The following is a 12,725-nucleotide window of genomic DNA, read 5'->3' on the forward strand; positions in this document are numbered from 1 at the left end:
TTTTACCGTACCTTGAGCGTTACCAGACCGATGAGCATCAGCATCAGCGAAATAATCCAGAACCGCACGATCACCCGCGGCTCCGGCCACCCCTTAAGTTCGTAGTGATGGTGGATCGGCGCCATACGGAAAATCCGCTGGCCGCGCAGCTTGAAGGAACCCACCTGCAAAATCACGGACAGGGTTTCCACCACAAACACCCCGCCCATGATCACCAACAGGAACTCCTGACGCAGCAGCACCGCGATGGTGCCCAGCGCGCCACCCAGCGCCAGCGATCCGACATCACCCATAAACACCTGCGCCGGATAGGTGTTAAACCACAGAAAACCGAGACCGGCGCCGACAATCGCGGTACACACCACCACCAGCTCGCTGGCATGCCGGATATACGGAATGTGCAGGTAGCTGGCGAAATTCATGTTGCCGGTCGCCCAGGCCACCAGCGCGAAACCGACCGCCACAAACACCGTCGGCATGATGGCCAACCCGTCCAGACCATCGGTGAGGTTGACGGCGTTGCTGGTGCCGACAATCACGAAATAGGCCAGCACGATGTACATCAGGCCCAGTTGCGGCATCACGTCCTTAAAGAACGGCACCACCAGCTGCGTCGCTGGCGTATCCTTGCCAATCGCGTACATGGAAAACGCGACTGCCAGCGCCAGTACCGACTGCCAGAAGTACTTCCAGCGGGCAATCAGCCCGCGGGTGTCCTTACGCACCACCTTGCGGTAGTCATCCACAAACCCGACGATGCCGTAACCCACCAGCACCAGCAGCACGCACCAGACATACGGGTTAGCCAGGTTGACCCACAACAGCACCGAAATAATGATCGACGCCAGAATCATCACCCCGCCCATAGTCGGCGTGCCGCGTTTGCTGAAATGGGACTCCGGCCCTTCGTTACGCACCACCTGACCGATTTGCAGGCGTTGCAGCCAGGCGATCAGATGCGGTCCCATCCACAGGGAAATGATTAACGCCGTCAGCAGGCTGACAATGGCCCGGAACGTCAAATACGAAAAGACGTTAAAGCCGGAATAAAACTTGACCAGATGCTCGGCCAGCCAAACTAACATGTGGCATTCTCCTGTAATGCGTGTACTACCTGTTCCATCGCAGCGCTGCGTGAACCTTTAATTAAAACGGTAATGGTATTGTGCTGTGCCACCAACGCCCGCAAACGGGCGATCAACGCAGTTTTATTGTCAAAATGCTCGCCTGCGCCGCTGGCGTCGCCGATAAGCGCGCTCAGCACGCCTACGCTCAATACTTTCTCAATGTTTGCCTTGCGGGCCGCCTCGCCCACCTGACGGTGACACGCCTGCGCATTCTGGCCCAGTTCGGCCATATCGCCGACCACCATCACCCGGTAGCCCGGCATCTCCGCCAGCACCTGCGCCGCCGCGGTCATTGACCCGACGTTGGCGTTGTAACTGTCGTCCAGCAGCAATTTTCCAGGCGCCAGCGCAATCGGGAACAACCGCCCCGGCACAGCCTGCAATTGCGCCAGTCCGGCCTTCACCGCAGCCAGCGACGCGCCTACCGCCAGCGACAGCGCCGCCGCCGCCAGCGCGTTGGCGATGTTATGCCGCCCCGGCAGCGGCAAGGTCACCGCGATATTGCCTGCCGGCGTATGCAGCACGAAATCGGTCCCACGCTCGCTGATGCTGACATCGCTGGCGTAAAAATCGACGCCCGCGCGCGCCTGCGGCGAAAAGCGCCACAGGGTTTTCCCGGTCAGCGCATCGTGCCAGCGCGCCTCATCGTGGCTGTCGGCATTGAGGATCGCCACGCCCTGAGCCGGCAAGCCGCTAAAGATTTCGCCTTTAGCCTGCGCCACGCCTTCGAGCGAACCAAATCCTTCCAGATGAGCGGCGGCCAGGTTATTCACCAGCGCCGCTTCCGGGCGCACCATCGCCGTGGTGTAAGCAATCTCGCCGATATGGTTGGCGCCCAGCTCAATCACCGCGTAATCATGCTCCGGCGTCAGGCGGAACAGCGTCAGCGGCACGCCGATATCGTTGTTGAAATTACCGGCGGTATACAGCACGTTGCCGCACTGACGCAAAATCGCCGCGGTCATTTCCTTGACGGAGGTTTTTCCCGATGAACCGGTCAGCGCCACTACGCGCGCCCGGCTTTGCTGCCGCACCCAGCCCGCCATCGAACCCAGCGCCAGACGCGTATCATCCACCACCAGTTGCGGCACTTCTATTGGTAAGCGCTTACTTACCAATAACGCGGCCGCCCCATGATTAACGGCATCCGCCGCGTAATCATGAGCGTCAAATTTTTCCCCGCGCAACGCGACGAACAGACAGCCGTCGGTGAGTTTACGGGTATCCGTGGACACCTCGCTGATAATCAGGTCTTCCCCCACCAACCGGGCGCCCAGCACATCAGCCAACTGCCGCAACGAAACGCTGATCATACGATAACCCCCAGCAGACGCGCGACAGTAATGCGATCCGAATAATCCAACCGCTCATTTCCTACCAACTGATAGTCTTCGTGTCCTTTGCCTGCGACCAGCACCACATCATCGGCGCCAGCCTGCATCACCGCGCTGGTGACGGCTTCCGCCCGACCGGCAATCACCTGCACCCGGCCCGCATCCAGCAATCCGCTCAGGATATCGGTCACAATCGCCTGCGGGTCTTCGCTGCGCGGGTTATCGTCGGTAACAATCACCCGATCCGCCAGCTGTTCCGCAATCGCGCCCATTAGTGGGCGCTTACCTCTGTCGCGATCGCCACCGCAACCGAATACGCACCACAGTACGCCCCGGCAGTGCAAACGCGCCGCCGCCAGCGCTTTTTCCAGCGCGTCCGGAGTATGGGCGTAATCCACCACCACCGTCGGCCGGCCGCCGGCAAGAAAAACTTCCATTCGACCGCAGACCGGCTGCAGCGCAGAGCCGGTCTTCACCAGCTGTTCCAGCGAATAGCCCAGCGACAACAGCGTCGCCAGCGCCAGCAACAGGTTACTGACGTTGAACTCGCCCATCAGGCGGCTATTGATCTCACCGGCGCCCCAGTTGGAGTCGAATTGCACGGTGAAACCGCTGTCGTGATAATCGATACGGGTGGCTTTCAGCCAGTGCGCCCGGCCGGCATCGATCTTGCCCGCCACGCTCACCGCCACCGCTTCCGGCAGGCGGCTTAACCAACGACGGCCAACGTTGTCATCGGCGTTAATGATTTTCTGCCCGACCTGATGCTCGGCGAACAGCCGCCATTTGGCCGCTTCGTAATTCGCCATGTCGCCGTGATAATCAAGATGATCGCGACTCAGGTTGGTAAATACCGCGGCGGCGAACGACAGCGCCTCCACCCGGTGCTGCACCAGCCCATGCGAAGACACTTCCATGGCGGCGAAATCCGCCCCTTGCTCCACCAACTGACTCAGGATCTGCTGCACATCCACCGCCGAACCGGTAGTGTTTTCCGACGGCACCACATGCCCCAGCAAGCCGTTGCCGACGGTGCCCATCACCGCGCTGGTTTTGCCCAGCGCCTGACTCCACTGCGCCAGCAACTGGGTGGTGGTGGTCTTGCCGTTGGTGCCGGTAACGCCGATCAGTTGCAACGAGGCCGATGGCTGGCGATAAAAGCGCCCTGCCAGCGCGGATAAACGCTGGTTCAGGTTACCCAGATAAATCACCGGTACGCCGTGCATTTCAGTCAGGGTGCCATCGGGCGTGGCATCATCCGCCTGTGCGACAACCGCCGCGACGCCCTGCGCAATAGCCTGCGGAATATAGTGCCGCCCATCCGTCTTGTGGCCGACTATCGCCACAAACAGATCCCCGGCAGCCGCCACGCGGCTGTCTAATGTCATTTCCCGCAGCGCGCGCTCCGGGGCATCGGTCACCCACGGAGCCAGGACATCGCGCAAGTTACGATCTGTCACCTGAACCCTCTTTTCTGTTGATTACAAACTCGCTTTTTTCACCCGTCGGCAACGCATCCGGTTCGATATTCATGGTGCGCAGTACGCCGCCCATGATCGCCCCGAAGACCGGCGCCGACACCGCGCCACCGTAGTATTTCCCCGCCTGCGGGTCGTTAATGACCACTACCAGCGCAAAGCGCGGGTTACTGGCCGGCGCCACCCCGGCGGTATAGGCGATATATTTGTTGATGTACTTGCCGTCCGGGCCGACCTTTTTCGCCGTACCGGTTTTAATCGCGATGCGATAGCCTTTCACCGCCGCCTTGGTGCCGCCGCCTCCAGGCAGCGCCACGCTCTCCATCATGTGCACCACGGTACGGACAATCTGTTCGGAAAAGACGCGCTCGCCCGGCACCGGCGGATCGACTTTGGTGATGGATAGCGGGCGATAAATGCCGAAGCTGCCGATGGTGGCGTAGACACGCGCCAGTTGCAGCGGGGTCACCATCAGGCCGTAGCCAAACGAAAACGTCGCGCGCTCGATATCCGACCAGCGTTGGCGATTGGGGTACAGACCCAGACTTTCCCCCACCAGCCCCAGATTGGTGGCTTTGCCCAGACCAAAACGGGAGTAAGTGTCCACCAACGCGGAAGCCGGCATCGCCAGCGCCAGATGCGATACGCCGACGTTACTGGACTTCTGCAGCACGCCGGTCAGGGTCAATTCGCTATAACGCGCCACGTCCTTGATTTCATGGCCATTGATGTAATACGGCAACGTGTTGAGCACCGCATTTTCCTTGACCACGTTGCGCTGTAGCGCCGTCATCACCACCATCGGTTTCACGGTCGAACCGGGTTCGAAAATATCGGTGATGGCGCGGTTACGAATCACGTCGGTCGGCGTGCCGGTCAGGTTGTTCGGGTTGTAGGAGGGACTGTTGGCCATCGCCAGCACTTCGCCGGTGTTCACATCCACCAGTACGGCGGTGCCCGATTCGGCCTTATTGAACGCCACCGCGTTGTTCAGCTCGCGGTACACCAGCGCCTGCAGGCGCTCATCGATACTGAGCATCAGGTTGTGCGCCGCCTGACTGTCCACCGAGGAAATGTCTTCGATGACCCGACCAAAGCGGTCTTTACGCACGGTACGCTCGCCGGGGCGGCCGGTCAGCCAGCGATCGAAGCTCTTCTCGATGCCTTCAATCCCCTGGCCGTCAATATTGGTAAAACCAATCAGATGCGACGTTACCTGACCGGAAGGATAGTAACGACGAGATTCCTGCCGCAAATTGATGCCCGGCAGTTTCAGTTTGTGGATGTATTCGCCGATCGCCGGGTTCACCTGGCGGGCAAGATAGACAAAACGGCCGTTCGGGTTGGCGTTCACCTTAGAAGCGATTTGGTCCAGCGGGATTCCCAGCGCATCCGCCAGCGCCTTCCAGCGGGTATCCAGTGAAATGCCGCCATGATCGTTGACGTCTTTCGGGTCGGCCCAGACCGCGTTAACCGGCACGCTCACCGCCAGCGGGCGACCGGCGCGATCGCTGATCATGCCGCGAGCGGTCGGAATCTCCTGCACGCGCAGGGAACGCATGTCGCCTTCACGCACCAGCTTGTCGGGCGCGATCACCTGCAGGTACGCCGCACGCAACATCAACCCGACCATGCACAACAGAATACCGCCGCAAAGCAACGCAAAACGCCAGCTGACAAAGCTGGCATGTTCTTCCTGACGCTTCAATTTTCCCGGTCGCGCTGCTCTCATAATTTAGGCGATACCTGTCAATTCATTGTTGTTTAACCACAATATTTTCCTGTGAAGGATCAACGTGCACCATATGCAGTTTCTCGGTGGCGATCTGCTCGACGCGGCTGTGATCGCCCAGGGCATTCTCTTCCAGAATCAGGTTGCGCCACTCGATATCCAGCGCATCACGTTCCAGCAACAGACGCTCACGCTCCGCCGTCAGCAGGCGCGTGCGGTGCGCGGTGGTCACCACCAGAATGGCGGACACCAACACCGCTATCAGCAGCAACAGCGGCAGTTTTCCGTGTCGCAGCAGATCGTCGCCAATCACGCCGCCCAGCGAATGGCGCTCGTTCCCGATCACGACGGCAGTCTCTCGGCAAAGCGCAACACCGAACTGCGCGCGCGCGGATTTTCCGCCACTTCGTCATCAGGCGGCATCATCTTGCCCGCCGCCTTGAGCGTCTGGCCGCCCTGGCTACGCAGTTGTTCTTCCGTCAGCGGCAGACCAGCGGGCACCTGCGGCCCCCGGCTGTGCTGGCGGATAAAGCGTTTCACAATCCGGTCTTCCAGCGAATGGAAGCTGATCACCGACAAGCGTCCTTCCGGCGCCAGCACCTGCAGCGCGCCATCCAACGCCCGCTCGATCTCTTCCAGTTCGCTGTTGATATAGATACGAATGGCCTGGAAGGAACGGGTCGCCGGATGCTTGTGCTTCTCGCGAATCGGGCTGGCGGCGGCGATCAATTCCGCCAGCGCTTTGGTACGGGTCAACGGTTCGACGCGGTTACGCTCCACAATGGCGCGCGCGATGCGCTTGGCGAAACGCTCTTCGCCGAAGGTTTTCAGCACCCAGGCGATGTCTTCCGCTTCCGCTTTCATCAGCCATTCCGCCGCTGACAGGCCCCGAGTGGGGTCCATGCGCATGTCCAGCGGCCCGTCGCGCATAAACGAGAATCCCCGTTCGGGATCGTCGAGCTGAGGCGAAGAGACGCCCAAATCCAGCAGGATGCCGTCGATTTTTCCGGTCAGCCCGCGCTCGTCGACATACTCAGCCAGTTCGGAAAAAGGTCCGTGAATGATGGAAAAACGCGCATCATCAATGGTATTGGCGACCGCGACAGCTTGCGGATCGCGATCGATGGCCAACAAACGGCCTTCCGGCCCAAGGCGGGACAGAATGAGACGGGAATGGCCACCCCGGCCAAACGTACCGTCAATGTAGATACCGTTGCTGCGAATGTTCAGGCCGTTGACGGCTTCATCCAGCAACACGGTGGTGTGTTTAAACGTTTCTGCCATGACTATAGTGATAAGTCCTGCAGCCGCTCAGATAAGGGCTCCTGAGTTGACTGCTCAGCGTCAATATCTTCCTTGACTTGTCGATACCAGGTCTGTTCATCCCACAGTTCAAACTTGTTGAACTGGCCGACCAGCATCACTTCTTTCGTAAGACCCGCATGCTGCCGCAGCGTAGATGCAATCAGTATCCTTCCGGCGTTATCCATCTGGCATTCGCTGGCATGCCCGAGTAGCAGGCGCTGAACACGGCGTTCAGCGGGGTTCATACTCGACAGGCGAGAAAGTTTCTGTTCGATAATTTCCCATTCGGGTAGCAGGTAAAGCAGCAGGCAGGGCTGATGAAGGTCAATGGTGCATACCATTTGCCCTTGAGCTTCCTCGTTCAGTAAGTCCCGGTAACGGGTGGGAACGGCAAGCCGTCCTTTACTGTCGAGGTTGACCAGTGTCGCCCCACGAAACATGACAGTATTTAACCCTTCATGACCTTTTTCACCACTTTGCCCCACAAATCCCCACTCTTGAGAGTTTACGGAGGGGATGAAAAGCTTGTCAAGCCAGCACGGATGCGCCCGGGCATTATTTCCCGTCGAATCAGAGAGTGAAAAAACCGCAAAAAAACCACCACGAAGAAATAATGAGGATTAACGCTGTGATTATTTAAGGAAAATTAATGGCTCTCGGGGAGGCGCATAAAGATATAGGATTTTTCATTCGGTGCAATATTATTTTGTCTGTCACAGTTCGATACGTATTTCTTAAATCTTCATACGATATCGAAATATTTTTATCGACTGATTTTTAAGCACTTTTAAAAGTCATTTTTCCTGCCTGCACAAAATATGACGGGAAAAATGAATTTATTGGACGCGGGATCCCATTTTTTTGACCTGAACCACACTGTCGGTTACTTCAACTCAGGTTATCTATTCATGTCTGAAACATTAACCCGCTGTTTCATCAGTGTCAGAAAGAATAACTGGATTTATTTCCAGTATTATTCACATTCACTTGCACTTTACCGTTCCGCAACTTTTTCATTCCAAACCACGCCGTTTCCGGTCGGCTTTTCCTCCTATCGCCAGCATCTCATTAATTGGTTGTTTTATATAAAATTAAATACCCAACTCATGATAATCGAATGAAAAAGACGATTTGCAACCATAAAGTTGCGCCACTGAACAAAAAACGAGCAAAAATAAGTTTTTTAAGCTAGTTAAAACGCAATAAATAGTTATGTAGACTACAAACAAAGCAATAAAGCAAAACTAAACACCAATAAAATACGCCACAAGCAACGTTATTATCCTTCACCATGGAGCCATACAATATGTTTTCCCCCGTTTTCCGCGTGCGTGGCATCGTTGCCGATACCGTTGCTATGGTGGTGTATTGCTTCCTGACCGGCATGGCGATTGAAATCCTGCTGTCCGGCATGACCTTCCAGCAGTCGCTCTCTTCCCGACTGCTGTCGATTCCGGTCAATATCGTCATTGCCTGGCCCTACGGCCTTTATCGCGATCGCATCGTTGCCCTGGCGTTACGCCTAAACGCGGATTTACGCTGGGGAAAAAATATGGCGGATCTGTTTGCCTATGTCAGTTTTCAATCGCCGGTTTATGCCGCCATTCTGCTGACGATTGGCGCCGAGCCGTCGCAAATCATGAAGGCGGTTGCCAGCAACGCGGTAATTTCCATGTTCATGGGCGTGGCGTACGGTTATTTTCTGGAATATTGCCGTCGCCTGTTCCGGGTCGGCGTTCCGGCTCGTCCGCAAATTGTCAGCCATTAATCCAGCGCAACAAGCGGCTGTGGAATATATCCGTCCTACTCCACGTTGCTGGTGTGTTGGCTGCGTTCGCTCACCCGAATCACTTACCTGAGTAAGCTCATCACGATTCACTCACTTGCCGTCTTCCTGCAACTCGAATTATTTTGGGTATAAATATAAAAGAAGAGAAAAGCGGGGAAAAAATAAGAATTATCCGATGCGGCGTGGAACAGAAAATTATTCCAGCGCCGCATGCTATCGTTCAGAAACGACTTACCGATCAGAAACGACTTGCGATCCGCAACGGCTTACGATCAGAGACGGCTTAGAAAACCGCGGCGATAGAGATTACGACGAATACGGTATAAACCCGGTTTCGGTTTACGCGGCTCATCCAGACTCGCCAGCACCAGCTCCAGCACCCGCTCCGCCACCTCACGATGGCGCTGCGCCACCGCCAACACCTGGCATTCCAGGAAATCCAGCAATTCATTATCGCCGAATGTGGCGATAGCCAGATTGTTCGGCAGGCGTCCGCTCTGTCTGAGCGTCACGTCCATCACCCCTTGCAGCAGCGGGAACGAGGTCGTAAACAACGCCTGCGGCATCGGGTTGGTTTTCAGGTATTCCTCAAACACCGCCGCCGCCGCGCTGCGTTCATAGCTGTTGGCATAGATGTAATTCACCTGACGCGGATCTTCCTCCCAGGCGCGTCGGAATCCCTGCTCGCGCAGGAAACTGACCGACAACTCCGGTAGCGCGCCGAGGTACATCACCGATTCCGCCGGCACCTTGCGCAGCTCCTGCGCCAGCATCTCCGCGTCTTCCATATCCGCGCCGACCACGCTGGTGAAATGCTCGCGATCCAACGCCCGATCGAGCGCGATCACCGGCAGGGGATCATTAGCCCAGCGCTGGTAAAACGGATGTTCCGGCGGCAGCGCCGTTGAGACGATAATCGCATCCACCTGACGTTGCAGCAGATGCTCGATGCAGCGCATCTCGTTATCGGGTTGATCTTCAGAACACGCAATCAGCAATTGATAGCCGCGCTGACGAGCCTGACGCTCCAGATAATTGGCGATACGGGTATAACTGGTGTTCTCCAGGTCCGGAATAACCAGCCCGATGGAACGGGTGCGTCCGGCGCGCAGACCGGCTGCGACAGCGTTCGGATGGTAGTTGTGCTCCCTGACTACCGCCATCACTTTCTCAACGGTCTTATCGCTTACGCGATATTGTTTCGCCTTACCATTAATAACGTAACTGGCCGTTGTACGCGAAACCCCAGCAAGACGCGCGATTTCATCCAGTTTCACTGGCAACCCCTTAATAAGCCGGACAAAAAATAAAGAATGAAACGATAACCATGAATTAACCGTGGATATGATACCGATCTAAGCGCAGAAAACACTGACGGGCAACCGCTTTTATTATTTACTTCAATCAGGATCAGAAAAGCCCGGCGTCATGGCCGGGCCAGATATTACCATCAGAAAAGCCAGTATTGCTGTATGAAAATCAGCAAACCATCAGACAAATGGCCGAATTTCAGCACGGCGTCAGCGCATGACGCGATCGCCGCGCGATACGCCCACGATGCCTGAGCGCGCGACTTCAACAATTTCCGCCACTTCGCGCACGCTATTGAGAAACGCATCCAGCTTCTCGCTGGTTCCCGCCAGTTGCACGGTATACAGCGATGCGGTGACATCGACGATCTGCCCGCGGAAGATTTCCGCGCTGCGCTTAACTTCTTCACGGCCGTAACCGGTAGCCTGCAGCTTGACCAGCATCAGCTCGCGTTCAACGTAGGCCCCTTGCCCCAGCTCGCTGACCCGCAACACGTCCACCAGCTTGTGCAGTTGCTTTTCAATCTGTTCCAGCACTTTTTCGTCGCCCACCGTCTGGATGGTCATCCGCGACAGGGTTGGGTCGTCCGTCGGGGCGACGGTCAGACTTTCAATGTTGTAACCGCGTTGAGAAAACAGGCCAATCACGCGCGACAGAGCACCCGATTCGTTCTCCAGCAATACCGACAAAATACGACGCATGATCAGGTCCTCTCCGTTTTGCTTAACCACATCTCATCCATCCCGCCGCCGCGGATCTGCATCGGATAGACATGCTCGCTGCTGTCCACCCGCACATCCACGAACACCAGACGGTTTTTCTGTTCCAGCGCCGCTTTCAGCTTCGGCTCCAGCTCATCCGGAGTATCGATGGTGATGCCGACGTGACCGTAAGCCTCCGCCAGTTTGACGAAATCCGGCAGGGATTCCATGTAGGAACTGGAGTGACGGCCGGAGTAGATCATGTCCTGCCACTGTTTCACCATACCGAGGAAGCGGTTGTTGAGGCTGACTACCACAATCGGCAGGTCATACTGCAACGCCGTGGACAACTCCTGAATATTCATCTGGATACTGCCGTCGCCGGTGACGCAGATGACCGTTTCCTGCGGCAACGCCAGCTTGATGCCGAGCGCGGCGGGCAGGCCGAAGCCCATAGTGCCCAGGCCGCCGGAATTGACCCAGCGGCGCGGCAAATCAAACGGGTAGTACAGCGCGGCGAACATCTGGTGCTGCCCCACGTCGGATGCCACGTAAGCCTTGCCTGCCGTCAGACGATGCAGGGTTTCGATCACCGCCTGCGGTTTGATGGCGTCGCCGTCGGTGTTGTATTTCAGGCACTGACGCGCGCGCCACTGTTCGATGCGCAACCACCAGTCGCGCATCGCGTCGAATTGTTGTTGCGCTTCCCCTTGCGCCAGCAGTTCCAGCATCAGGCCAAGCACCTGACGGGCATCGCCGACGATCGGGATATCCGCCGCCACGGTTTTGGAAATGGACGCCGGGTCGATATCGATATGCAAAATGGTAGCGTTCGGGCAGTACTTGGTCAGGTTATTGGTGGTTCGGTCGTCAAAACGCACCCCGACGGCAAAAATCACGTCGGCGTTGTGCATCGCCATATTGGCTTCATACGTGCCGTGCATGCCGAGCATACCGAGACTCTGGCGATGCGTGCCCGGAAAACCGCCCAACCCCATCAGCGAGCTTGCCACCGGCAGGTTGAGTTTTTCCGCCAGTTCGCGCAGTTCCTGATGGCAATTGGCGTTGATCACGCCGCCGCCGCTGTAAATCACCGGACGCTCGGCGGCCAGCAACGTCTGCAACGCGCGTTTGATTTGGCCTTTATGGCCCTGCACCGTCGGGTTATAGGAGCGCAGGCTGACCTGATCGGGATAGGCATAAGGCAGTTTTTTGGCCGGGTTGAGAATGTCTTTCGGCAAATCCACCACCACCGGGCCGGGGCGGCCGGTAGACGCGAGATAGAAGGCTTTTTTCAGCACGGTGGGAATGTCTTCGGTCTGTTTGACCAGATAGCTGTGCTTCACCACCGGGCGGGAAATCCCCACCATGTCGCACTCCTGAAAGGCGTCATAGCCAATCAGCGAGGTGGCGACCTGACCGGAAATCACCACCAGCGGAATGGAATCCATATACGCCGTGGCGATGCCGGTAATGGCGTTGGTGGCGCCCGGGCCGGAGGTGACCAGCACCACGCCCACTTCGCCGGTCGCTCTGGCGTAACCGTCGGCCATATGCACCGCGCCCTGCTCGTGGCGCACCAGAATGTGTTCTATGCCGCCGACGGTGTGTAGCGCATCATAAATATCCAGCACCGCGCCGCCCGGATAGCCGAACACATGTTTTACGCCCTGATCGATCAGCGATCGAATCACCATCTCGGCGCCTGACAACATCTCCATGGGTTTGCCTCTTATTTTATTGTTCAGATGCGAATTGTTCAGATAGCGGGTCGCTTCTGTATTGACAGGGAACACCCCGTGCTCATTGAGACGGCGTCTGGTGAATGAAGACGCAAAGCGGGGATTCGGTTTCCAATCACACGCCGGCCTCATCGCCCAACACCGCCCGGGTTTTTACATATAACTTATTAACATAACGCCGGATTATGAAGCAGGCAAACGCCGCG

General features: G+C 57.1%; 11 protein-coding genes. 1 reads left to right on the top strand and 10 read right to left on the bottom strand.

Features of this window, described 5'->3' with window-relative positions; genetic code table 11:
• Positions 1-2: 2 nt before the first annotated feature.
• From mraY to mraZ, 7 genes are read right to left on the bottom strand one after another with little or no spacing between them, the layout of a single operon-like run.
• Positions 3-1,085: a phospho-N-acetylmuramoyl-pentapeptide-transferase gene (gene mraY / locus CVE23_RS18870; protein ID WP_038665704.1), complete on the bottom strand. Its 1,083-nt coding sequence runs from the start codon at positions 1,083-1,085 to the stop codon at positions 3-5.
• On the bottom strand, positions 1,079-2,440 hold the full coding sequence (gene murF / locus CVE23_RS18875) for a UDP-N-acetylmuramoyl-tripeptide--D-alanyl-D-alanine ligase (protein ID WP_038920227.1): 1,362 nt from the start codon (positions 2,438-2,440) through the stop codon (positions 1,079-1,081). Before murF ends, mraY begins: the two co-directional genes overlap by 7 nt.
• On the bottom strand, positions 2,437-3,921 hold the full coding sequence (gene murE / locus CVE23_RS18880; protein WP_167389556.1) for a UDP-N-acetylmuramoyl-L-alanyl-D-glutamate--2,6-diaminopimelate ligase: 1,485 nt from the start codon (positions 3,919-3,921) through the stop codon (positions 2,437-2,439). The genes murF and murE overlap by 4 nt, the downstream gene beginning before the upstream one ends.
• On the bottom strand, positions 3,908-5,671 hold the full coding sequence (locus tag CVE23_RS18885) for a peptidoglycan glycosyltransferase FtsI (protein ID WP_038665695.1): 1,764 nt from the start codon (positions 5,669-5,671) through the stop codon (positions 3,908-3,910). Before CVE23_RS18885 ends, murE begins: the two co-directional genes overlap by 14 nt.
• 22 nt (positions 5,672-5,693) lie before the next feature.
• On the bottom strand, positions 5,694-6,017 hold the full coding sequence (gene ftsL, locus CVE23_RS18890) for a cell division protein FtsL (RefSeq protein ID WP_013319471.1): 324 nt from the start codon (positions 6,015-6,017) through the stop codon (positions 5,694-5,696).
• Positions 6,014-6,955 (bottom strand): 16S rRNA (cytosine(1402)-N(4))-methyltransferase RsmH, encoded by a 942-nt coding sequence (rsmH, locus tag CVE23_RS18895; RefSeq protein WP_038665692.1) that lies wholly within the window; start codon positions 6,953-6,955, stop codon positions 6,014-6,016. The genes ftsL and rsmH overlap by 4 nt, the downstream gene beginning before the upstream one ends.
• Before the next feature lie 2 nt (positions 6,956-6,957).
• Complete coding sequence (mraZ, locus tag CVE23_RS18900; RefSeq protein ID WP_012768364.1) at positions 6,958-7,416, bottom strand: division/cell wall cluster transcriptional repressor MraZ; 459 nt, start codon at positions 7,414-7,416, stop codon at positions 6,958-6,960.
• A gap of 866 nt (positions 7,417-8,282) precedes the next feature.
• Between mraZ and CVE23_RS18905 the strand changes: the two genes are divergently transcribed.
• Positions 8,283-8,744, top strand: a complete 462-nt coding sequence (locus CVE23_RS18905; RefSeq protein WP_100850149.1) for an L-alanine exporter AlaE — start codon at positions 8,283-8,285, stop codon at positions 8,742-8,744.
• 293 nt (positions 8,745-9,037) lie between these two features.
• Here CVE23_RS18905 and cra read toward each other — a convergent pair whose 3' ends face one another.
• The 3 genes from cra to ilvI all read right to left on the bottom strand — a co-directional run bounded on the left by cra (position 9,038) and on the right by ilvI (position 12,498).
• Entirely contained in the window at positions 9,038-10,042 is a 1,005-nt protein-coding gene (gene cra / locus CVE23_RS18910) for a catabolite repressor/activator (RefSeq protein ID WP_038920230.1), read from the bottom strand.
• Positions 10,043-10,285: 243 nt separating this feature from the next.
• Positions 10,286-10,777 (bottom strand): acetolactate synthase small subunit, encoded by a 492-nt coding sequence (gene ilvN / locus CVE23_RS18915; RefSeq protein WP_013319477.1) that lies wholly within the window; start codon positions 10,775-10,777, stop codon positions 10,286-10,288.
• 2 nt (positions 10,778-10,779) lie between these two features.
• Entirely contained in the window at positions 10,780-12,498 is a 1,719-nt protein-coding gene (gene ilvI, locus CVE23_RS18920) for an acetolactate synthase 3 large subunit (RefSeq protein ID WP_100850150.1), read from the bottom strand.
• Between the last annotated feature and the right edge of the window lie 227 nt (positions 12,499-12,725).

This window comes from Dickeya fangzhongdai (assembly GCF_002812485.1).
In the GTDB taxonomy this organism is placed as follows: domain Bacteria; phylum Pseudomonadota; class Gammaproteobacteria; order Enterobacterales; family Enterobacteriaceae; genus Dickeya; species Dickeya fangzhongdai.

What these genes read in the sequence shown, in the direction of transcription:
- mraZ (WP_012768364.1), bottom strand. Translation starts at nt 7,416, where the DNA reads ATGTTTCGTGGGGCGACACTGGTCAACCTCGACAGTAAAGGACGGCTT.
- CVE23_RS18905 (WP_100850149.1), top strand. Translation starts at nt 8,283, where the DNA reads ATGTTTTCCCCCGTTTTCCGCGTGCGTGGCATCGTTGCCGATACCGTT.
- ilvN (WP_013319477.1), bottom strand. Translation starts at nt 10,777, where the DNA reads ATGCGTCGTATTTTGTCGGTATTGCTGGAGAACGAATCGGGTGCTCTG.
- murF (WP_038920227.1), bottom strand. Translation starts at nt 2,440, where the DNA reads ATGATCAGCGTTTCGTTGCGGCAGTTGGCTGATGTGCTGGGCGCCCGG.
- CVE23_RS18885 (WP_038665695.1), bottom strand. Translation starts at nt 5,671, where the DNA reads ATGAGAGCAGCGCGACCGGGAAAATTGAAGCGTCAGGAAGAACATGCC.
- rsmH (WP_038665692.1), bottom strand. Translation starts at nt 6,955, where the DNA reads ATGGCAGAAACGTTTAAACACACCACCGTGTTGCTGGATGAAGCCGTC.
- mraY (WP_038665704.1), bottom strand. Translation starts at nt 1,085, where the DNA reads ATGTTAGTTTGGCTGGCCGAGCATCTGGTCAAGTTTTATTCCGGCTTT.
- ilvI (WP_100850150.1), bottom strand. Translation starts at nt 12,498, where the DNA reads ATGGAGATGTTGTCAGGCGCCGAGATGGTGATTCGATCGCTGATCGAT.